Origin of the sequence: Actinomadura monticuli (genome assembly GCF_041463655.1) — a bacterium.
GTDB lineage: Bacteria > Actinomycetota > Actinomycetes > Streptosporangiales > Streptosporangiaceae > Spirillospora > Spirillospora monticuli.
Map to the genome: position 1 here is coordinate 45,046 of NZ_JAXCEI010000012.1, position 20,719 is coordinate 65,764.

Annotated in this window: 19 protein-coding genes; all 19 read right to left on the bottom strand. The window is 70.6% G+C overall.

Annotated features, from left to right (window positions below):
* Positions 1-53 precede the first annotated feature (53 nt).
* On the bottom strand, positions 54-1,094 hold the full coding sequence (locus tag SM611_RS25605; RefSeq protein ID WP_371952468.1) for a polyprenyl synthetase family protein: 1,041 nt from the start codon (positions 1,092-1,094) through the stop codon (positions 54-56).
* 10 nt (positions 1,095-1,104) lie between these two features.
* Entirely contained in the window at positions 1,105-2,694 is a 1,590-nt protein-coding gene (gene nuoN, locus SM611_RS25610) for an NADH-quinone oxidoreductase subunit NuoN (RefSeq protein WP_371952469.1), read from the bottom strand.
* The gene (locus tag SM611_RS25615) at positions 2,691-4,271 is read right to left on the bottom strand and encodes an NADH-quinone oxidoreductase subunit M (protein WP_371952470.1); all 1,581 of its coding nucleotides are present in this window, start codon (positions 4,269-4,271) and stop codon (positions 2,691-2,693) included. The genes nuoN and SM611_RS25615 overlap by 4 nt, the downstream gene beginning before the upstream one ends.
* Positions 4,268-6,184 carry an NADH-quinone oxidoreductase subunit L gene (gene nuoL / locus SM611_RS25620; protein ID WP_371952471.1) on the bottom strand — a complete coding sequence of 639 codons (1,917 nt, stop codon included), beginning with the start codon at positions 6,182-6,184 and terminating at the stop codon, positions 4,268-4,270. Before nuoL ends, SM611_RS25615 begins: the two co-directional genes overlap by 4 nt.
* Positions 6,185-6,194: 10 nt before the next feature.
* Complete coding sequence (gene nuoK, locus SM611_RS25625; RefSeq protein WP_371952472.1) at positions 6,195-6,494, bottom strand: NADH-quinone oxidoreductase subunit NuoK; 300 nt, start codon at positions 6,492-6,494, stop codon at positions 6,195-6,197.
* Complete coding sequence (locus SM611_RS25630) at positions 6,491-7,411, bottom strand: NADH-quinone oxidoreductase subunit J (protein ID WP_371952473.1); 921 nt, start codon at positions 7,409-7,411, stop codon at positions 6,491-6,493. Before SM611_RS25630 ends, nuoK begins: the two co-directional genes overlap by 4 nt.
* A complete protein-coding gene (nuoI, locus tag SM611_RS25635; RefSeq protein WP_443112140.1) occupies positions 7,408-7,941 on the bottom strand; it encodes an NADH-quinone oxidoreductase subunit NuoI in 534 nt (177 codons plus the stop codon). The genes SM611_RS25630 and nuoI overlap by 4 nt, the downstream gene beginning before the upstream one ends.
* Complete coding sequence (gene nuoH / locus SM611_RS25640; protein WP_371952474.1) at positions 7,928-9,265, bottom strand: NADH-quinone oxidoreductase subunit NuoH; 1,338 nt, start codon at positions 9,263-9,265, stop codon at positions 7,928-7,930. The genes nuoI and nuoH overlap by 14 nt, the downstream gene beginning before the upstream one ends.
* Positions 9,262-11,724, bottom strand: a complete 2,463-nt coding sequence (locus SM611_RS25645) for an NADH-quinone oxidoreductase subunit G (protein ID WP_371952475.1) — start codon at positions 11,722-11,724, stop codon at positions 9,262-9,264. Before SM611_RS25645 ends, nuoH begins: the two co-directional genes overlap by 4 nt.
* Positions 11,721-13,019 carry an NADH-quinone oxidoreductase subunit NuoF gene (gene nuoF / locus SM611_RS25650; RefSeq protein ID WP_371952476.1) on the bottom strand — a complete coding sequence of 433 codons (1,299 nt, stop codon included), beginning with the start codon at positions 13,017-13,019 and terminating at the stop codon, positions 11,721-11,723. Before nuoF ends, SM611_RS25645 begins: the two co-directional genes overlap by 4 nt.
* Entirely contained in the window at positions 13,016-13,795 is a 780-nt protein-coding gene (nuoE, locus tag SM611_RS25655) for an NADH-quinone oxidoreductase subunit NuoE (protein ID WP_371952478.1), read from the bottom strand. The genes nuoF and nuoE overlap by 4 nt, the downstream gene beginning before the upstream one ends.
* Positions 13,792-15,138 (bottom strand): NADH-quinone oxidoreductase subunit D, encoded by a 1,347-nt coding sequence (locus SM611_RS25660; protein ID WP_371952479.1) that lies wholly within the window; start codon positions 15,136-15,138, stop codon positions 13,792-13,794. The genes nuoE and SM611_RS25660 overlap by 4 nt, the downstream gene beginning before the upstream one ends.
* A complete protein-coding gene (locus tag SM611_RS25665; protein WP_371952481.1) occupies positions 15,135-15,914 on the bottom strand; it encodes an NADH-quinone oxidoreductase subunit C in 780 nt (259 codons plus the stop codon). The genes SM611_RS25660 and SM611_RS25665 overlap by 4 nt, the downstream gene beginning before the upstream one ends.
* Complete coding sequence (locus SM611_RS25670) at positions 15,915-16,460, bottom strand: NuoB/complex I 20 kDa subunit family protein (protein WP_371952482.1); 546 nt, start codon at positions 16,458-16,460, stop codon at positions 15,915-15,917.
* A 99-nt stretch (positions 16,461-16,559) separates the two neighbouring features.
* Positions 16,560-16,919: an NADH-quinone oxidoreductase subunit A gene (locus SM611_RS25675; RefSeq protein ID WP_067629213.1), complete on the bottom strand. Its 360-nt coding sequence runs from the start codon at positions 16,917-16,919 to the stop codon at positions 16,560-16,562.
* Between the two features lie 157 nt (positions 16,920-17,076).
* Positions 17,077-18,333 carry a geranylgeranyl reductase family protein gene (locus SM611_RS25680; RefSeq protein WP_371952484.1) on the bottom strand — a complete coding sequence of 419 codons (1,257 nt, stop codon included), beginning with the start codon at positions 18,331-18,333 and terminating at the stop codon, positions 17,077-17,079.
* 136 nt (positions 18,334-18,469) lie between these two features.
* Positions 18,470-19,171: a demethylmenaquinone methyltransferase gene (locus SM611_RS25685; RefSeq protein ID WP_371952485.1), complete on the bottom strand. Its 702-nt coding sequence runs from the start codon at positions 19,169-19,171 to the stop codon at positions 18,470-18,472.
* A gap of 53 nt (positions 19,172-19,224) precedes the next feature.
* Positions 19,225-19,482 (bottom strand): DUF4229 domain-containing protein, encoded by a 258-nt coding sequence (locus SM611_RS25690; RefSeq protein WP_371952486.1) that lies wholly within the window; start codon positions 19,480-19,482, stop codon positions 19,225-19,227.
* Positions 19,483-19,527: 45 nt separating this feature from the next.
* Positions 19,528-20,508, bottom strand: coding sequence for a threonine ammonia-lyase (locus tag SM611_RS25695; protein ID WP_371952487.1), 981 nt, complete (start codon positions 20,506-20,508; stop codon positions 19,528-19,530).
* Between the last annotated feature and the right edge of the window lie 211 nt (positions 20,509-20,719).

Sequence of the window (20,719 nt, forward strand, 5' to 3'; positions counted from 1 at the left end):
GAACAGAAGCGGTGCCGCGGGCTGCGCCCGCGGCACCGCTTTCTTGCGTGGGGTCAGCCCGTGCGGGAGACGACGTAGTCGCAGAGGTTGGTGAAGGCCGCGCGGGCGGGGATGTCGGGGAGGGTGAGGAGTTCGGCGCGGGCGTCCTCCGCCCACCGGCGGAGGTCGGCGCGGGCGCGGTCCATCGCGGGGTGGGCGCGCAGGAGGGCGAGGGCTTCGGCGTGCAGGGCGTCGTCGGTGAGGTCCTGCGTGAGGAGGTCGCGGAGGCGGGCGTCCTCGGAACCCGACGAGGCGCCGGCGAGGACGAGGTGCATCGGGAGGGTGCGGATGCCTTCGCGGAGGTCGGTGCCCGGGGTCTTGCCGGACTCCTCGGTCTCGGAGTCGATGTCGAGGATGTCGTCCGACAGCTGGAACGCGATGCCGATCTTCTCGCAGGCGGAGGTGATCGTGTCGACGACGTGCTGCGGGGCGCCGGACAGGAGCGCGCCGAACTGGCCGGACACCGCGATGAGGGACGCGGTCTTGTCGGCGACGACCTGCAGGTAGTGCTTGAGGGGGTCGGCGTCCGCGCCGGGGCCGACGGTCTCCTGGATCTGGCCGCGGACGAGCCGCGCGAACGCGCGGGCCTGGATGCGGACGGCCTCAGGACCGAGGTCGGCGAGCAGGTCGGACGCGCGGGCGAACAGGTAGTCGCCGGTGAGGATCGCGACGGTGTTCGTCCAGCGGGAGTTGGCGGACTCCTGGCCGCGGCGGACGGTCGCCTCGTCCATCACGTCGTCGTGGTAGAGGGTGCCGAGGTGGGTCAGCTCGACGACCACGGCGGCGGGGACCACGCCGGAGGCGAGGGGGTCGCCGAAGTGGGAGGCGAGCAGCACCAGCATGGGCCGGAACCGCTTGCCGCCCGCCTCGACGAGGTGCTCGGAGGCCTCGGTGAGCAGCGGGTCCTCGCCGCGCACGCAGTCGAGGAGCATGGTCTCGACCTCGGCCAGCCGCGCGTTGGCGCTGGACGCGAGCGCGGCGTCGATGGGAAGCCCGAACGGGCCGGACACCGTGCCTTCCGGCCCGCCGGACTTCTCCGCGGATGGGTTGCTCACCCAAGTCTCCCTAACGGACGAACATGTGGGTCGTGGCCTGGCCCGCGAGGTCCAGGACCGGCTGCGGGATCACGCCGAGTACCACAGTAGCCGTCACGCCGAGGGCCACGGCGACCGCGGTCGCCGGCCCGGCCACCACGACCGGCCCGTCCGCGTCCGGCTCGCTGAAGAACATGACGACGATCACGCGGACGTAGAAGAACGCCGCCACCGCGGACGAGATGACCGCGACGATGACCAGCGGCGTCGCGCCCTCCTCGACGGCCGCCTTGAACACCGCGAACTTGCCGGTGAACCCGCTGGTCAGCGGGATGCCCGCGAACGCCAGCAGGAAGAAGGCGAACACCCCGGCGACGACCGGGGACCGCTTGCCGAGCCCGGCCCACCGGGACAGGTGCCCGGCCTCGCCGCCCGCGTCCCGCACCATCGTGACGACGGCGAACGCGCCGACCGAGGTGAAGCCGTAGGCGAGCAGGTAGAACAGGGTGCTCGACAGGCCGTTCCGGGAACTGGCGATCACGCCCATGAGCAGGAAGCCCGCGTGCGCGATCGAGGAGTAGGCCAGCATCCGCTTGATGTCGGTCTGCGTGATCGCGATGATCGACCCGGCGACCATGGTGAGAATGGCCACACCCCACATGAAGGGCCGCCAGTCCCAGCGAAGCGTCTCGAACGCCACGTAGTAGACGCGCAGGATCCCGCCGAACGCGGCGACGACCGTGCCGGACGCCATCAGCGCCGTGATCGGGGTGGGGGCGCCCTGGTAGACGTCCGGCTTCCACATGTGGAACGGGACGCCGCCGAGCTTGAACAGCAGCCCGACCGACAGCAGCGCGACGCCCGCGAGGAGCAGGGTCTCGCTGCCGGCGTCCTTGCCGATCTGCGCGGAGATGTCCGACAGCCGGACGGACCCGGCGTACCCGTACAGCAGCGCCGCCCCGTACAGGAAGAACGCCGACGAGAAAGAGCCGAGCAGGAAGTACTTGACCGCCGCCTCCTGCGAGAGCAGGCGCCGCCGGCGGGCGAGCCCGCACAGCAGGTACAGCGGCAGCGACATGACCTCCAGCGCCACGAACATCGTGAGCAGGTCGTTCGCGGCCGGGAACATGATCATGCCCCCGGCGGCGAACATCATCAGCGGGAAGACCTCGGTCTGCAGGAACCCGGCCTCGCTGGTGCGCTGCTCGGCCTCGCTGCCCGGCAGCGCGGACGCCTGCGCGGCGAAGTGCCCGCCGGTGACGCGGCCGCCGCCGCGCTCGGCGATCAGCAGCAGGCTGACGAGCGCCAGGATCAGGATGGTGCCCTGGATGAACAGCGTCGGCCCGTCCACGCCGAGCGCGCCCTCGGCGGCGACATGGTGCGGGTTGTCGCGCCACGCCAGCGCGACCGTCCACGCGAACCCGCCGGCGAGGCCGAGGAACGCGAGCGGCACCTGCACGTAGTAGCGCGCGTTGCGGCCCACGAACGCCTCGACGAGCACGCCCGCGACGGCGGCGCCGAGGACCAGGAGCAGCGGGGCGATCTGCCCGTACTCGATGTGCGGCGCGGGGATGTCACCCCCCTGCGCGAGGACCGCGCTCACCTGGCTGGTGGTGCTCATGGACGGGCTCCGTTCTCGGCGACGTTACCGGTGATGTCCGGCGCCGGGTCGTGCTGGTCGACCCGGGCCAGCGTGTGGTCCACCGACGGGTTGATCACGTGCAGCACCGGCTGCGGGAAGAAGCCCATCGCCACGATGATCGCGATGATCGGGGCGATGACCCACTTCTCCCGGGCGGACAGGTCCTTCATGCCCTCGACCGCGGGCACCGGCGGGCCGCCCATGGTCCGCTGGTACATCCACAGGATGTAGATGGCGGCGAGCACGACGGCGATGATGGAGGCGACGGCGGCCCACTCGTAGCGGCTGAACGTGCCGACGACGACGAGGAACTCCGACACGAACGGCGACAGGCCCGGCAGCGACAGCCCGGACAGGCCGGCGACGAGGAACGTCCCGGCGAGCACCGGCGCCACCTTCTGCACGCCGCCGAAGTCGGAGATCCGCGCCGACCGGCGCCGGACGATCAGGAACCCGACGATCAGGAACAGCGCGCCGGTGGAGAACCCGTGGTTCACCATGTACAGCGCCGCGCCCGACTGGGCCTGCGACGTCATCGCGAAGACGCCGAGCACGATGAACCCGAAGTGGGAGATCGACGTGTAGGCGATCAGCCGCTTCATGTCGACCTGCCCGATCGCGAGGATCGCGCCGTAGATGATGCTGACGACCGCGAACGCGAGCACGGCGGGCGTCGCCCACTTGGACGCGCCGGGGAACAGCTCCAGGCAGAACCGGAGCATCCCGTACGTGCCGACCTTGTCCAGGACGCCGACGATGAGCACCAGCGCGCCGGCCGGGGACTGCTGCGCGGCGTCCGGCAGCCAGGTGTGCACCGGGAACATCGGCGCCTTGATCGCGAACGCGATGAAGAAGCCGAGGAACAGCCACTTCGCCGTCGTCGGGTCGATGTTCATCTTCGCCAGCTCGTCGAACATGAACGTGCCGTGCCCGAGGCCGCCGTCGTCGACCGACTTGGCCGACAGCGGGTACAGCCAGATGACGGCGACGAGCATCAGCAGCCCGCCGAACAGCGAGTACAGCAGGAACTTCACCGCGGCGTAGGAGCGCTGCGCGCCGCCGTAGGACCCGATGATGAAGTACACCGGGATGAGCATCGCCTCGAAGAAGACGTAGAACAGGAACACGTCGGTCGCCGCGAAGACGCCGATCATGGCCGCTTCCAGCGACAGCAGCAGCGCGAAGTACGTCTTCGCGGACCGCTTCGGCGGGACGTCGGAGCCGCCCGACCGGTCGGCCTCGTTCCAGGAGGCCAGGATGACCAGCGGGACGAGGATGACCGATAGCAGGATCAGCGTGAGCGCGACGCCGTCGACGCCGAGCGCCCAGTGGACCCCGAACTCCTTGATCCACCAGTACTTCTCGTCGAACTGGAAGCGCGGCCCGCCGGCGTCGAAGCCCGCCGCCATGACGCCGGTGAGCACCGCGACGACGAGGGAGACGCCGAGCGCGAATTGCTTGACCAGCGCCTCCCGCTCGCGCGGGATGACGGTGAGCAGCAGCGCGCCCACCAGTGGCAGTCCGATGAGGACGCTCAGCCAGGGAAAGTCGCTCATGAAACGTTCACCACCAGGAGCGCCGCGACCACGAGGGCCGCGCCGCCCAGCATCGAGAGTGCGTAGGAGCGGGCGAAGCCGGTCTGGACCCGGCGGAGCCGCCCGGAGCTTCCGCCGACCCCGGCGGCCGTGCCGTTCACGAGGCCGTCGACCCCGCGCCCGTCGAACCAGACCGCGAGCCGGGTCAGCCACTGGCCGGGACGCATGAGCAGCGACTCGTTGAGCGCGTCGCCGTACAGGTCCTTGCGGGCCGCGACGGTGACGAACGAGCCCTTGGGCGCCTCGCGCGGCACCTTGCGGCTGCCGTACTGGCGCCACGCGATCGCCGCACCGATGATCATCAGGACGAAGACGGCGACGCCCGGACCGGTGATGAACGCGAACTCGTGCTCGTGCTCGGGCGCCCCGACGACCGGCTCCAGGAAGTCGGCGAACCCGCCGAGGATCAGGAACCCGCCGGCGGCGACGGAGCCGACGGCGAGCAGCATCAGCGGGATCGTCATGACCTTCGGCGACTCGTGCGGGTGGACGTCGTCCGCCCAGCGCTTCTCACCGAAGAACGTCATGAACATGACGCGCGACATGTAGTACGCGGTGATGGCGGCGCCGATCACCGCGCAGGTGCCGAGGATCGCCCCGGACGTGCCGCCCTTGTCGAACGCGGCCTCGATGATGGCGTCCTTGGTGAACCAGCCGGACAGGAACGGGAACCCGATGATCGCGAGGTACCCGAGCCCGAACGTCACCGCGGTGGTCATCATGACCGCGCGGAGCGCGCCGTAGTGGCGCATGTTCACGTCGTCCTTCATGCCGTGCATGACGGAGCCGGCGCCGAGGAACAGGCCCGCCTTGAAGAAGCCGTGCGCGATGAGGTGCGCGATGGCGAAGACGTAGCCGGCCTTGCCGAGCCCGGCGGCCAGCGTCATGTAGCCGATCTGCGACATCGTCGATCCGGCGAGGGCCTTCTTGATGTCGTCCTTCGCGCACCCGATGATCGCACCGAAGAGCAGCGTGGCCGCTCCGACGATGGTCACGACGAGCTGCGCGGTCTCCGACATCTCGAAGATCGGCCCGGACCGGACGATCAGGTACACGCCGGCGGTCACCATCGTCGCCGCGTGGATGAGCGCCGACACGGGGGTCGGGCCCTCCATCGCGTCCAGCAGCCAGGACTGCAGCGGCAGCTGCGCCGACTTGCCGCACGCGCCGAGCAGCAGGAGCAGCCCGATCGCGGTGGCCGTCCCGGAGCCGAGCTTGGACGCGAGGTCCGCGTGCCCGGCGCCGGCGCCGAGGATCGGCCCGTAGTCGACGGTGCCGAACGTGGCGAACATCAGCGCGATCGCGATGATCAGCCCCATGTCGCCGACGCGGTTGACGACGAACGCCTTCTTCGCCGCGGTCGCCGCGGTCGGCTTGTGCTGCCAGAACCCGATCAGCAGGTAGGACGCGAGACCCACGCCCTCCCAGCCGAGGAACATGACGAGGTAGTTGCTGCCGAGGACCAGCAGCAGCATCGCCGCCACGAACAGGTTCAGGTAGGCGAAGAACTTGCGCCGCTCGGGGTCCTCGGCCATGTAGCCGACGGAGTAGACGTGGATGAGCGAGCCCACCCCGGTGATCAGCAGGACGAAGCTGATGGACAACGGGTCCACCAGCAGGTCCATGCCGATCTTGAACGAGCCGACGTCGATGAAGTCCCACAGGTGCAGGGTGCGGCGCCGCGCCTCGGCGTCGTACCCGAGCATCTGGACGAGCATCGCGACGCCCACCGCGAACGACGCGACCGACATCGTGACGCCGAGCAGGTGGCCCCACTTGTCGGTGCGCCTCCCCCCGAGCAGGAGGATCGCGGCGCCCGCGAGCGGGAGCGCGATGAGAAGCCAGGACGCGGCCTGGATGCCTTCCGCTTGCATTCCCGACCTCTCAGTACTTCAGCAGGTTCGCGTCGTCGACCGACGAGGACCTGCGGGTCCGGAAGATGGTCATGATGATGGCGAGGCCCACCACGACCTCCGCGGCGGCCACGACCATCACGAAGAACGCGATGATCTGACCGTCGAGGTTGCCGTGCATGCGGGAGAACGAGATGAACGACAGGTTCGCCGCGTTCAGCATGAGCTCGATGCACATGAACACCACGATCGCGTTGCGGCGCACGAGGACGCCGAGCGCTCCGATGGTGAACAGGATCGCCGAGAGCGCCAGGTAGTGCCCCGGACTCATTGACCAGCCTCGCCTTCACTCGCGCCGCCGCCCGCGGCCGGCGTCCCCGACTTCACCGAGCGCGACTCGGCGTCGGCCTCCGCGGCCTCTGCCGTGACCGCCTTCACCGCGGCCACGTCCCGTTCGAGCGCCTCCTCCTCGGTGCCGCCGAACAGGTCGGCGTGCCGCTCGGCGGTGTCGGTGCGGGCCGCGATGACCGGGTTGACCGACAGCTCCGACGGCGTCCCGTCCGGCAGCAGCGCCGGCATGTCGACGGCGTTGTGGCGGGCGTAGGTGCCGGGGCCCGGCAGCGGGCCCGGGTGGTCGCCGCTGAGGAACCGGCCCTTGGACAGGTCCTTCTGCGTCTTCTTCGGCTCGGTGCGCTCCCGGTGCGCCAGCACCATCGCGCCCAGCGCCGCGGTGATCAGCAGGGCGCTGGTCGCCTCGAACGCGAACACGTACTTGGAGAACAGCAGCCGGGCCAGGCCGACGATGTTGCCCTCGGCGTTGGCCTGGTTCAGGCCCGCCGAGTCGCCGAGCGCCGCGTTCCCGAGCCCCGCCCCGAGCAGGGCGATGAACCCGATCGCGGCGATCACGCCCCAGAAGCGCTGCCCCCGGATCGTCTCCACCAGCGAGTCGGTGGAACTGACCCCGACGACCATCATCACGAACAGGAACAGCATCAGCACGGCGCCGGTGTAGACGATCACCTGGACGAACGCCAGGAACGGCGCGTTCTGGATCGCGTACAGCGCGGCGAGGCTGAGCATCACCGTCGCCAGCAGCAGCGCCGAGTGCACCGCCTTCCGCATGAAGATCATGCCGAGTGCGGCGAGCACCGACACGACCGCCAGCAGCCAGAAGAAGAACGGCTCGCCGGACTGCTTGTCCGCGACCTCGGCGGCGAGCGGCGCCGCGAGAACGGATGCGGTGCTCACTTGCCCTCACCGCCCTCGTCGGGCTGGAGGCCGAGGCGGTAGTAGTCCTCCTCGGTGTCGCCGAGCCGCATCTCGTGCGGCGGCGTCTCCATGCCCTCGCGCAGCGGCGCCAGCAGCATCTCCTTGGTGTAGATCAGGCTTTCCCGGCTGTCGTCGGCGAGCTCGTACTCGTTCGTCATCGTGAGCGCCCGGGTGGGGCACGCCTCGATGCAGAGCCCGCAGAGGATGCAGCGCAGGTAGTTGATCTGGTAGGTGCGGCCGTACCGCTCGCCGGGCGAGTACCGCTCGTCCGGGGTGTTGTCGGCGCCCTCGACGAAGATGGCGTCCGCCGGGCAGGCCCAGGCGCACAGCTCGCAGCCGATGCACTTCTCCAGGCCGTCCGGCCACCGGTTGAGCTGGTGCCGCCCGTGGAAGCGCGGCGCGGTCGGCTTCTTCACCTCCGGGTACTGGACGGTCTCGCTCTTCATGAACATCTGGTGGAACGAGACCCCGAAACCCTTGACCGGGTTCAGGAAATCAGTGAGTCCCACTGGTGACCTCCTCGGAGGGCGTTTCGATCGTGGCGGGCCGGACCGGCTCGCGGGCGCGGCCGTGGTAGTGGGGCGCGTCCAGCGGCGGCACCGGGAACCCGCCCGCGGCCGGATCCGTACGCTCGCCCCCCGCCGCGCCCGGGACGATCTCCTTCTCGTCCTCGCCGCCCCGGAGCATCTCCCAGATCACCGTGGCCACCAGCACGACCGCGGCGGCCACGGCGGCGACGATCACGATCTGCCGCATGTCGTAGCCGTCGTTGCGCAGCGCGCGGATGGTCGCGACCAGCAGGATCCAGCCGAGCGAGAAGGGCATCAGCACCTTCCAGCCGAGCTTCATCAGCTGGTCGTAGCGGACGCGCGGCAGCGTGCCGCGCAGCCAGATGAAGAAGAAGATGAACAAGAAGATCTTGATCAGGAACCACAGCACCGGCCACCAGCCGGAGTTGGCCCCGGCCCACACCGTGGAGATCGGCGCGGGGGCGCGCCAGCCGCCGAGGAACATCGTGGTGGCGAGCGCCGACAGCGTCGCGAGGTTGATGTACTCCGCGAGGAAGAACATCGCGAACTTCAGCGACGAGTACTCGGTGTGGAAGCCGCCGACCAGCTCGCCCTCGCCCTCGGGCAGGTCGAACGGGATGCGGTTCGACTCGCCCATCATCGTGATCACGTAGACCACGAAGGACGGCAGCAGCAGCACCACGAACCACTTGTCGTGCTGCGCCGCGACGATCTCCGAGGTGGACATCGAGCCGGCGAACATGAACACCGCGACGAACGACAGGCCCATCGCGATCTCGTAGGAGATCATCTGCGCGGACGAGCGGAGCCCGCCGAGCAGCGAGTACGGCGACATCGACGACCAGCCGGCCAGCACGATGCCGTAGATCGCCATCGACGACATCGCCAGCACCAGCAGGACCGCGACCGGGAGGTCGGTGCCCTGCAGCGCCGTCTGGTGACCGAAGATCGACACGGTCGGGCCGAACGGGATGATGATGAACGAGATGAACGCCGGCACCGCCGCCATCACCGGCGCGAGGACGAAGACGACCTTGTCCACCTGGCGGGGGACGATGTCCTCCTTCAGCGCCAGCTTCACGCCGTCCGCGAGGCCCTGGAGCAGGCCCTGCGGCCCGGCCCGGTTCGGGCCGACGCGCAGCTGCATGCGGCCGATGATGCGCCGCTCGATCCACATCGTCATCAGCACGGTCACGACGAGGAACGCGAAGATGACGAGGACCTTGCCGCCGATCAGCCACCACGGGTCGGAGCCGAAGTCCTTCAGCGTGGGATCGGCCGGGGCCGCGGCGAGCGGGATCATTTGCCACCTCCAGCGTTCTGCGCGGCGGTCGCGAGCACCCCGCTCGCGATCTTGACGACGCCGCCGGCGGCCGCGCCCAGATCCCGGTACAGGGCGCAGCCCGCCGAGTTCGTCGGCAGCCACACCACCCGGTCGGGCAGGTCCGGGGTGATCTCCAGCGGGAGCGTCACCTCACCGCGCGCCGCCGACACGGTGACCGCGTCGGTCGCGCCGATCTCCGCGGCGGTCGCGGGCGACAGCCGGGCGGCGGCGGGCTTCGCGGTGCCGGCCAGGAACGGCTCGCCGTCCTGCAGCCGGCCCCGGTCGAGCAGCAGCCGCCACGTCGCGAGCAGCGCCTCGCCCTGCTCGGGGTGCGGCGGCAGCTCCTGCGCCGTGTCCGGGGCGTCCGGCCGCTCGCCCCGGTGGCCGCCCAGCGCGGTCAGCTCGCGGCGCGCCGCCTCCGGGCCGGGCAGGCCCAGGTGGACGTCCATCTCGTCGGCCAGCGCGTCCAGCACCCGCAGGTCGGACATCCGCCCGGCCGACTTCAGCACGACGTCGAACGGGCGGCCGCGGCCCTCCCAGTCGACGAACGTCCCGGACTTCTCCGCGACGGCCGCGACGGGGAACACGACGTCCGCGCGGTCGGTGACCGCGCTCGGGCGCTGCTCCAGGCTCACCACGAACGGGGCGGCGTCCAGCGCCGCCAGCATCGCGGCCGGGTCGGGCAGGTCGTAGGGGTCGACGCCACCAACGAGCAGCGCACCGCGCCGGCCCTGCGCCGCCGCCGAGATGATGCCGGCGGTGTCCTCGCCGGGCCCGGCGGGCAGCTCCGCGACGCCCCAGGCGCGGGCGACCTCGGCGCGCGCGGCGGGGTCGGTGACCGGCCGGCCGATCGGCAGCAGCCCGGGCAGCGCCCCGGCCTCGATCGCGCCGCGCTCCCCGGCCCGGCGCGGCACCCACGCCAGCCGGGCGCCGGTGACCTGCGCCAGCCGGACCGCCGCGGTCAGCGCGCCGGGACTGGTGGCGAGCCGCTCGCCGACGAGGACGACGGCGCCGGGCGTCTCCAGCAGCGCCCGGACGTCGGCGCGGGCCTCGTCCCCGATGAGGGAGCCGAGCGTCTCGGCCTCCGCGCCGGGCGGCGTCGGCAGCAGCGTGCCGCCGACCTTGGCCAGCCCGCGGGTCGCGAACGGCGCCACCGCGTACACCGGCAGCCGGTGCTTGCGGAACGCCTTGCGGATCCGCAGGAAGACGATCGGCGACTCCTCCTCCGGCTCGAAGCCGGCGAGGACGACGACCGGCGCCTTCTCCAGGTCGGAGTAGGACACCTCGATCGAGCGCCCCGCGACGGACGAGGCGAGGAACCGCGACTCCTCGTCCGACAGGGGGCGGGCGCGGAAGTCGACGTCGTTGGTGCCGAGCGCGATCCGGGCGAACTTGGCGTAGGCGTAGGCGTCCTCAAGGGTGACGCGGCCGCCGGTCAGCACGCCCGCCGAGCCGCGCGCCGCCGCGAGGCCGCGCGCCGCGATCGTGAGCGCCTCCGGCCACGACGCCGGCTCCAGCTCGCCGTCCTCGTTCCGGACGAGCGGGTGCGTGAACCGCTCGGGCTGCGTCCCGTAGGTGAACGCCCAGCGGCCCTTGTCGCAGTTCCACTCCTCGTTGACCTGCGGGTCGTCCCCGGCCAGCCGGCGGGTGACCTTCCCGCGCCGGTGGTCGGTGCGGATCGCGCAGCCGGACGCGCAGTGCTCGCAGACGCTCGGCGTCGACACGAGGTCGAACGGCCGGGACCGGAACCGGTAGGCGGTGCCGGTGAGCGCTCCCACCGGGCAGATCTGCACGGTGTTCCCGGAGAAGTAGGAGTGGAACGGCTGCTCGTCGGCCGTCGACACCTCCTCCTTCGCGCCCCGCTCGAACAGGTCGATGAACGGGTCGCCGGCGATCTGCTCGGAGAACCGGGTGCAGCGGGTGCACTGGATGCACCGCTCCCGGTCGAGCAGCACCTGGCTGGACAGCGGCTTCGGCTTCGGCCACGTCCGCTTGCTCTCCTGGAACCTGGTCTCGCCGCGCCCGTTGGACATCGCCTGGTTCTGCAGCGGGCACTCGCCGCCCTTGTCGCAGACCGGGCAGTCCAGCGGGTGGTTGATGAGCAGGAACTCCATGATGCCGTGCTGGGCCTTGTCGGCCACCGGCGAGGTGAGCTGGGTCTTGACGACCATGCCCGGCATCACCGCGGTCGTGCAGGACGCCTGCGGCTTCGGCATCCCGCGGCCGTTGCCGGCGTCCGGGATCTCCACCAGGCACTGCCGGCAGGCGCCGATCGGGTCGAGCAGCGGGTGCTCGCAGAACCGGGGGATCTGGATGCCGAGCAGCTCGGCGGCCCGGATGATCAGCGTGCCCTTCGGCACCTCGATCTCGAAGCCGTCGATGGTGCAGGAGACCATCTCGACCTTCTCCACCGCCGACTTGTCGTCGGTGACGGTCACTTGGCACCTCCCCAAAGGGTGGACTTGGCCGGGTCGAACGGGCAGCCGCCCTGCTCGAAGTGCTGGAGGTACTCGTCCCGGAACAGCTTGATGGACGACACGACGGGGCTGGTGGCGCCGTCGCCGAGGGCGCAGAACGCGCGGCCGAGGATGTTGTCGGAGATGTCCAGGAGGGTCTCCAGGTCCTCCTCGGTGCCCTCGCCGGCCTCCAGCCGCTTGAACATGTGCTTGTACCAGTAGGTGCCCTCGCGGCACGGCGTGCACTTCCCGCACGACTCGTGCGCGTAGAACTCCGACCAGCGCTGGACGGCCCGGACGACGCAGGTCGTCTCGTCGAAGATCTGCAGCGCCCGGGTGCCGAGCATGGACCCGGCGGCGCCCACGGACTCGAAGTCCAGCGGGACGTCCAGGTGCTCGTCGGTGAAGATCGGCGTGGACGACCCGCCGGGCGTCCAGAACTTCAGCCGGTGGCCCTCGCGGATGCCGCCCGCCATGTCGAGCAGTTCGCGCAGCGTGATGCCGAGCGGCGCCTCGTACTGCCCGGGCCGGGTGACGTGCCCGGACAGCGAGAAGATGCCGAAGCCCTGCGACTTCTCGGTGCCCATCGAGGCGAACCACTCCGGCCCGTTCTCGATGATCGAGGGAACCGAGGAGATCGACTCGACGTTGTTGATGACGGTGGGCCCGCCGTAGAGGCCCGCGACGGCCGGGAAGGGGGGCTTCAGCCTGGGCTGACCGCGGAACCCCTCCAGGGAGTCCAGCAGCGCCGTCTCCTCGCCGCAGATGTAGGCGCCGGCGCCGCTGTGGACGACGACGTCCAGGTCGTAGCCGGACCCGAGGATGTCCTTGCCGATGTAGCCGGCCTCGTACGCCTCCGCCACCGCCTGCTGGAGGCGGCGGATCACGTGCAGGACCTCGCCGCGCACGTAGATGAACGCCGTGTTCGACCTGATCGCGTACGAGCTGATGATGACGCCCTCGACGAGGACGTGCGGGTTCGCCATCATCAGCGGGATGTCCTTGCACGTCCCCGGCTCGGACTCGTCGGCGTTGACGACGAGGTAGCGCGGGTTCGGGCTGGTCGGCGGCAGGAAGCCCCACTTCATCCCGGTGGGGAACCCGGCGCCGCCGCGCCCGCGGAGGCCGGAGTCCTTGACCGCTTGGACGATCTCGTCCGGCTCCATCCGCAGCGCCGTGCGCAGGGCCTTGTAGCCGCCCTCGCGCTCGTAGCCCGCGCGGGTGAACGAGTCGGCCTTGTCCCAGAACTTGGTGAGGACGGGGGTCAGCGTGGTCACTTGTTCCGTCCTTCCTGGCTGCCGGGCTTGGCCTCGCCGGGGATCGCCTTGCCCGGCTCGTGCGGCGGCGCGGCGATCTGCTCCGGCCGGACCGGCTCGTCCGGCCGCTCACGGTCGACATCGGTGGGGGGAGCCGTCCAGCCGCGCTCGTGCGCGATCTTCAGGCCGACCAGCGACTCGGGCCCGGCCTGGACGCCCTCGCCGGCGAGCCCGTCCGGGAAGCCGGCGAGCACGCGGGACGCCTCCTTCCAGGTCGCGAGGCGGTTCGGCCCGCGGGAGGGGACCACGTCCTTGCCGAGGCGCAGGTCGTCGACGAGCTGCTTGGCCTTGGCGGGAGTCATGTTGTCGAAGAACTCCCAGTTGACCATCACCACGGGGGCGAAGTCGCAGGCCGCGTTGCACTCGACCCGCTCCAGGCTGATCTTGCCGTCCGGGGTGGCCTCGTCGTGGCCGACGCCGGCGTGCTCGCTCAGCTCGTCCCAGATCTGGTCGCCGCCCATGATCGCGCACAGCGTGTTCGTGCAGACGCCGACGTGGTACTCGCCGACCGGCTGCCGCTTGTACTGCGTGTAGAAGGTGACGACGCCCATCACCTGCGCGGGCGTGATGCCGAGCATCTCGGCGCAGAACTCCACGCCCGCCTGGGTGACGTAGCCCTCCTCCGACTGCACCAGGTGCAGCATCGGCAGGAGCGCCGACCGCGGCCGCGGGTACCGGACGATGATCTCCTTGGCGTCCCGCTCCAGCCGCTCGCGTACGTCGGGTTCGTATGTCATCGGTCCACTCCCCCCATGACCGGATCGATGCTGGCCACGGCGGCGATGACGTCGGCGACCATGCCGCCCTCGCTCATCGCCGGGGCGGCCTGCAGGTTGACGAAGGACGGCTCGCGGAAGTGCACCCGGTACGGGCGGGTGCCGCCGTCGCTGACCACGTGGGCGCCGAGCTCGCCGCGCGGCGACTCGATCGGCACGTACGCCTGCCCCGCCGGCACCCGGAAACCCTCCGTGACCAGCTTGAAGTGGTGGATCAGCGCCTCCATCGAGGTGCCCATGATGTGCGCGATGTGCCGCGGCGAGTTGCCCATGCCGTCCGCGCCGATCGCCAGCTGCGCCGGCCAGCCGATCTTCTTGTCCTCGATCATGACGGGGCCCTTGACCGTCTGCAGCCGCTCGACGCACTGCTCGACGATCCGCAGCGACTGCTCCATCTCGTCCATCCGGACGAGGTAGCGGCCGTACACGTCGCAGGTGTCCTGCGTCGGGACGTCGAAGTCGTAGGTCTCGTAGCCGCAGTAGGGCTGCGACTTGCGCAGGTCCCACGGCAGGCCGGTCGAGCGCAGCACGGGGCCGGTGACGCCGAGCGCCATGCAGCCGGTCAGGTCCAGGTACGCGACGTTCTGCGTGCGGGCCTTGAAGACCGGGTTCTCGTCGTTCAGCTTGCGCAGCGCCTGGATTCGCTTCGGCATCCGGTCGAGGTAGTCGCGGAGCTTGCTGGCGGCGCCGCTCGGCAGGTCCTGCGCGACCCCGCCCGGCCGGATGTAGGCGTGGTTCATGCGCAGGCCGGTGATCTCCTCGAACAGGTCGAGAGTGTACTCGCGCTCGATGAACCCGTTCAGCATGACGGTCGTCGCGCCGAGCTCCAGCCCGAACGTGGCGATCGCGACGAGGTGCGAGGAGATCCGGTTGAGCTCCATCATCATCACGCGGATGATCTGGGCCCGCTCGGGCACCTGGTCCTCGATGCCGAGGAGCCGCTCCACGCTCAGGCAGTACGCGGCCTCGTTGAACAGCGGGGCCAGGTAGTCCATCCGGGTGCAGAACGTGGTGCCCTGCGTCCAGGTGCGGAACTCCATGTTCTTCTCGATGCCGGTGTGCAGGTAGCCGATGCCCACCCGGGCCTCGTTCACCGTCTCACCGTCGAGCGTGAGGATCAGCCGGAGCACGCCGTGCGTGGACGGGTGCTGCGGCCCCATGTTGACGACGAGGCGCTCGTCGCCGAGGTCCTCGGCGGCGTTGACGACCTTGTCCCAGTCCTGGCCGCCGACGTCGAAGACCTTGCCCTCGGCCGCCTCTTCGGCGGCGTAGGCGTCGTACTCGGTGTACTTCGTCGAACTCATACGTACGACCGCCTCTCGTCCGGCGGCGGAATCTCCGCTCCTCGGTACTCGACGGGGATGCCGCCGAGCGGGTAGTCCTTGCGCTGCGGGTGCCCGACCCAGTCGTCGGGCATCTCGATGCGCGTGAGCGCGGGGTGGCCGTCGTAGACGATCCCGAAGAAGTCGTACGTCTCGCGCTCGTGCCAGTCGGCCGTCGGGTACACCGGGACGAGCGACGGGACGTGCGGGTCGGCGTCGGGGCAGCTCACCTCCAGCCGGATCCGCCGGTTGTGGGTGATCGACAGCAGGTGGACGACGGAGTGCAGCTCCGCGCCCTCGTCCTTCGGGTAGTGCACGCCGGACACGCCCGAGCACAGCTCGAAGCGCAGCGACGGCTCGTCCCGCATGGTCTGCGCGACCTCGCGCAGGTGCTCGCGCTTGACGTGGAAGGTCAGCTCTCCGCGGTGCACGACGACGCGCTCGATCGCGTCCCCGAAGTCGGGCCCTGTCTTCTCCGTGGACGACCCCGGACCCCGGAGGGCACGCTCCAGTTCGTCGGCGATCTCGTCGAACTCGCCGCGCTCGGACGCGCCGCCGGGCCCGCCGTAGGGGCGCGGCGCCGACACCTTCGGGCTCTGCCGGACGACCAGCCCGCCGTAGCCGGAGGTGTCGCCGGTGGTCTTCGCGCCGAACATGCCCTTGCGGGCGATCGGCTGCTCCCGGCGCTCCTCCTCGGCCTGCGCGGGCAGCTGGTCGGCGGCCTGCTCCGCCCTCTGCTCGGGGTGCTCAGAACTCATCTAGGCCCCCTGACCCAGGAGCGGCAGCCGGCGGCGCTTCGCCTCTTCCAGCTCCGCGATCTGCTTCTCGCGCTGCGGGCCGAGCTTGGTGTTCTGGATCTTGTCGTGCAGCTTCAGGATCGCGTCCAGCAGCATCTCCGGCCGCGGCGGGCAGCCGGGCAGGTAGATGTCCACCGGGACGATGTGGTCCACGCCCTGCACGATCGCGTAGTTGTTGAACATGCCGCCGGAGGAGGCGCACACGCCCATCGCGATGACCCACTTCGGCTCGGTCATCTGGTCGTAGATCTGCCGCAGCACCGGCGCCATCTTCTGGCTCACCCGGCCCGCGACGATCATCAGGTCGGCCTGCCGCGGCGTCGCCGAGGCACGCTCCATCCCCCACCGGGAGAAGTCGTGCCGGGGGTCGCCGGCGGCCATCATCTCGATCGCGCAGCAGGCGAGACCGAACGTGGCCGGCCACACCGAACTCTTGCGCGCCCATCCCGCGACCTGCTCGACCGTGGTCAGCAGGAATCCGCTGGGAAGCTTCTCCTCTAGGCCCATGGCTCTACCCCTGCTCCGCTCCGGCGCGCCTCATGGTGCGCGCTTCCCTCGTCGCAGGCTCCTCAGTCCAGCGCGCACCGCGCGCCTCCGCGTCGCTCATTAGTCCCACTCCAGACCGCCGCGCCGCCAGATGTAGGCGTACGCCACGAGGACGGTGACGATGAAAAGAACCATCTCGACAAGGCCGAACAGCCCCATCCGGTCGAAAGCGACCGCCCAGGGATAAAGGAAGATGATCTCAATGTCGAAGACGATGAAGAGCATCGCCGTCAGGTAGTACTTGATCGGGAAACGTCCGCCGCCGACGGGCTGGGGAGTGGGCTCGATGCCGCACTCGTAGGCGTCCAGCCGGGCGCGGTTCCAGCGCTTCGGGCCGGTGAACGCGGCCATCAGCACCGAGCCGCCGGCGAAGGCGAAGGCGAGGACCCCAAGCACGATGATCGGAATATAGAGATCCATGTCTCTACGACCTCTCCTCGGGACGTACGACGTTGTACGGGACGGGCCGGCCGCGACCCGCCACCCTAACCAAGGTGATCAATAGCGCTCCCCTCAGGGGGTCGGGTAATGCACTGTAGTCCGCTCACCTGCGGAAGCTTCAATTCGGCGGGCGCGCTCATGCCGTCGGCGCCACCTTCTGCATCGCGTTGATGACGCGGTCCATCGCGTCACCGCCCTTGGGGTCGGTCAGATTGGCGAGCAGCTTGAGCGTGAAGCGCATCAGCGTCGGGTGCGGCAGGCCGTGCGATGTGAGGAACTTCATGATGCGCGGGTCGCCGATCGCCTGGACGAACACGCGGGCCAGCGTGAAGTAGCCGCCGTGCTCGTCCTTCAGGATGCGCGGGTACTCGTACAGGGTCCGCTCGCGCTGCGCCGGGGTGCGGCGGGCGAGCGCCTGCACCATGATGTCGGCGGCCAGCCGGCCGGACTCCAGCGCGTAGTCGATGCCCTCGCCGTTGAACGGGTTGATCATGCCGCCGGCGTCGCCGACGAGCAGCATGCCGCGGGTGTAGTGCGGCTGCCGGTTGAAGCCCATCGGCAGCGCCGCGCCGCGGATCTTGGAGGTGGCGTGCTCCTCGTCGAACTGCCAGTCCTCCGGCATCTGCGCGCACCAGCGCTTCAGCATGCCGCGGTAGTCGACGTTCTGGAACGCCTTGCTGGTGTTGAGGAGGCCGCACCCGACGTTGGACGTCCCGTCGCCGACGCCGAACACCCAGCCGTAGCCGGGCAGCAGGCGCTCGCCGTCCCAGAGTTCGAGCCACGCCTCCATGAAGTCGTCGTCGTGGCGCGGGGTCTGGAAGTAGCGGCGGACCGCGACGCCCATCGGGCGGTCCTCGCGGCGCCGCAGCCCCATGGCGAGGGACAGGCGGGTCGAGTTGCCGTCGGCGGCGACGACGAGCGGCGCGCGGAACTCGGCCTCCTCGCCGTCGAGCTGCGCGGTGACGCCGATGATGCGGTCGGTGCGCTCGTCCAGGATGGGACCGGTCACGTTGCAGCCCTGCAGCAGCCGCGCGCCCGCCTTCGCGGCGTGCTCGGCGAGGAGCTGGTCGAAGTCGGTCCGCTTGCGGACGAGACCGTAGTCGGGGAACGACGCCAGCTCCGGCCAGGGCAGTTCGACCTTGACCCCGCCGCCGTAGATGCGCAGGCCCCGGTTGCGGCCCCAGCCCGGGTCGTTGACGTCGACGCCCATGCCGATGAGCGCGCGGACGGCGCGCGGGGTGAGCCCGTCGCCGCAGATCTTGTCCCGCGGGAAGGTGGCCTTCTCCAGCAGGAACACGTCCAGGCCCGCCTGCGCGAGCCAGTAGGCGGTCGACGATCCGGCGGGGCCTGCCCCGACGACGATCACGTCCGCGTGTCGGGTGGAGTCGGTCACGGCGTTCCTCTTCAGCTCGTTCGCTTGTGAAGCACTTCACAAGGATCCGACGGGGAGTCTATTCCTTTATCACGACTGGTGGGTACTTCTGGGTCGGTCTGGCTTTGGACCGGTCCGGCCCACCCGTCGCGGGTGATCAGCCGGGGTTGACGGCGTGGTGCAGCGCGGCGACCCCGAACGTGAGATCACGCCAGCGCACACCGCCCCACCCCGCGTCCTGGATGAGCCGCGCCAGCGCCGCCTGGTCGGGCCAGGCGAGCGTCGACTCGGCGAGGTAGCGGTAGGAGTCCGGATTGGAGCTGACCCGCGCCAGCAGCGGCAGCCCGTACCGCAGGTGCGCCTTGTGGCCGAGCGCCAGCAGCGCGTTCGGCGGATGGCTCACCTCGCACACCAGCAGCCGGCCGCCCGGCTTCGCGACCCTGCGCAGCTCGCGCAGCGCCCGGCCGGTGTCGGCGACGTTCCGCAGCCCGAACGAGATCGTGACCGCGTCGAAGGAGCCGTCCGCGAACGGCAGCCGCAGCGCGTCCCCCGCCACGAAACTCAGCCCCCGCACCCCCGTCTGGCGCCGCACGCCCACGCGCAGCATGCCGAGCGAGAAGTCGCACGCCACCGTCTCGGCGCCGGCCACAGTGAACGGCACCGAGGACGTGCCCGTCCCGGCCGCGAGGTCGAGGACGCGCTCGCCGGGCCGCGCCGCCAGCGCCCGCACGACCTCCCGTCGCCACCGCCGGTCCTGCCCGCCGGTCATCAGCGTGTTCAGCAGGTCGTACCGCTCGGCGGTGCCGTCGAACATCGCCGCGACGTCGGCGGGCTGCTTGTCGAGAGAGGCGCGGGTCATGCCCCCACCCTAGAAGCACGGCGGAGCGGCCGTGCGCACCGGGCCGCGCGCGGCTACTCCGCGCCGGGGCGCACCCCGTCCTCCTTGGTGAGGGATTTCTCGAATCTCCGGCGCTGCGCACGCATGCCGCGGGTCACGACGGCGGACATCCGGTCGCGCTGCGCGGACAGCAGTACGTAGCTGACGACGCCGCTGACCGCGAGGGACATCAGCAGGAGCAGGAAGCCGCGGGCGCCGAAGAGCGCCAGCACGCCCGCGGTCGCCGCGAAGATCGCGAGCCGCGCGAGGGTGTAGAGGATGACGGAGCGCATGACCCTTCGAGGTTAACCCCGGCTCCCCGTGCTCTCTCCCCGGGGTCACCTGAGGACGTCGAGGAAGAGCGCCGGGTCGACGTTGCCGCCGGACAGGACCGACACGTAGGTGCGGCCCTCCGGGAGTTCGGCGCGGTGGTACAGGTAGGCGGCGGTGGCGACGGCGCCGCCCGGCTCGGCGATCAGGCGGGCCTCGCGGGCCAGCCGCCGCATCGTCCGGCGGATCTCGTCCTCGGTCACGGTGACGACGCGGTCGACGTGCTCCCGCATGTGCGCGAAGGGGAGGTCGCCGACCCGCTGGACGCGGAGCGCGTCGGCGAAGGTGCGGCCCGTCTTCTCCGCGTCCCACGAGACGGGGCGCCCGGCGGCCATCGAGTCGCGGGCGTCGGCGGCCAGCTCCGGTTCGACGCCGACGATCCGCGCCTCCGGGCGCAGCGCCTTCACCGCGGCGGAGACGCCGGCGATCAGGCCGCCGCCGCTGATCGGGACGAGCACGACGTCGACGTCTGGGCGGTCCTGGACGATCTCCAGCCCGGCGGTGCCCTGCCCGGCGATCACCCGCGCGTCGTCGTAGGGCGGGATCAGGGTGAGGCCGTGCGCCGCGGCGAGCTTGCCCGCGGTCTCGCCGCGGGCCTGCGCGGTCGGCTCGACGTAGACGACCTCGGCGCCGAGCGCGATGCACCGGTCGACCTTCACGCCGGGGGTCGTGTGCGGCATGACCAGCACGGCCTTGATGCCGAGGGCGCGGGCGGCGTACGCGACGGCCTGCGCGTGGTTGCCGCTGGAGTGCGTGACCACGCCGGCGGCGCGCTCGTCCGGGGTGAGGGACGCGATGGCCGCGTAGGCGCCGCGCACCTTGAACGCGCCGATCGGCTGCAGCGACTCGGCCTTCACCAGCAGCTCGGGCTCCGCCGCGCCGGCGGGCGCCGGATCGCGGGGAAAGGGGACGAGCGGAGTCCGGACGGCGACGCCCGCGATGCGCTCGGCGGCCTCCTCGATCTCCGGCAGCGAAACGAGATCCGACATGGTCGCGAGACTACTTCGGGTACCGCGCGCGAGGTGCCCGCGACGCCGTTTCCGCCGTGACTTGGCAGGTCAAACGGGGTCAGCGGGATCCTTGTGGCACGGGGGCCGAATACTGAGCGCGATCGCTCCTGCTCGGGAAACTACGGTCGGTGATCTTTTCCGAAAACAAGGGAGAAATCGGTCTTGACCCGCCACACTGTTAAACAGTCCA

Coding starts and splice junctions, on each gene's coding strand:
- SM611_RS25690 (WP_371952486.1), bottom strand. CDS start 19,482: ATGCGCTCCGTCATCCTCTACACCCTCGCGCGGCTCGCGATCTTCGCG.
- nuoK (WP_371952472.1), bottom strand. CDS start 6,494: ATGAGTCCGGGGCACTACCTGGCGCTCTCGGCGATCCTGTTCACCATC.
- SM611_RS25660 (WP_371952479.1), bottom strand. CDS start 15,138: ATGAGTTCGACGAAGTACACCGAGTACGACGCCTACGCCGCCGAAGAG.
- SM611_RS25685 (WP_371952485.1), bottom strand. CDS start 19,171: ATGACCCGCGCCTCTCTCGACAAGCAGCCCGCCGACGTCGCGGCGATG.
- nuoL (WP_371952471.1), bottom strand. CDS start 6,184: ATGCAAGCGGAAGGCATCCAGGCCGCGTCCTGGCTTCTCATCGCGCTC.
- nuoE (WP_371952478.1), bottom strand. CDS start 13,795: ATGACATACGAACCCGACGTACGCGAGCGGCTGGAGCGGGACGCCAAG.
- SM611_RS25675 (WP_067629213.1), bottom strand. CDS start 16,919: ATGGATCTCTATATTCCGATCATCGTGCTTGGGGTCCTCGCCTTCGCC.
- SM611_RS25665 (WP_371952481.1), bottom strand. CDS start 15,914: ATGAGTTCTGAGCACCCCGAGCAGAGGGCGGAGCAGGCCGCCGACCAG.
- nuoH (WP_371952474.1), bottom strand. CDS start 9,265: ATGATCCCGCTCGCCGCGGCCCCGGCCGATCCCACGCTGAAGGACTTC.
- nuoN (WP_371952469.1), bottom strand. CDS start 2,694: ATGAGCACCACCAGCCAGGTGAGCGCGGTCCTCGCGCAGGGGGGTGAC.
- SM611_RS25615 (WP_371952470.1), bottom strand. CDS start 4,271: ATGAGCGACTTTCCCTGGCTGAGCGTCCTCATCGGACTGCCACTGGTG.
- SM611_RS25695 (WP_371952487.1), bottom strand. CDS start 20,508: ATGTCGGATCTCGTTTCGCTGCCGGAGATCGAGGAGGCCGCCGAGCGC.
- SM611_RS25670 (WP_371952482.1), bottom strand. CDS start 16,460: ATGGGCCTAGAGGAGAAGCTTCCCAGCGGATTCCTGCTGACCACGGTC.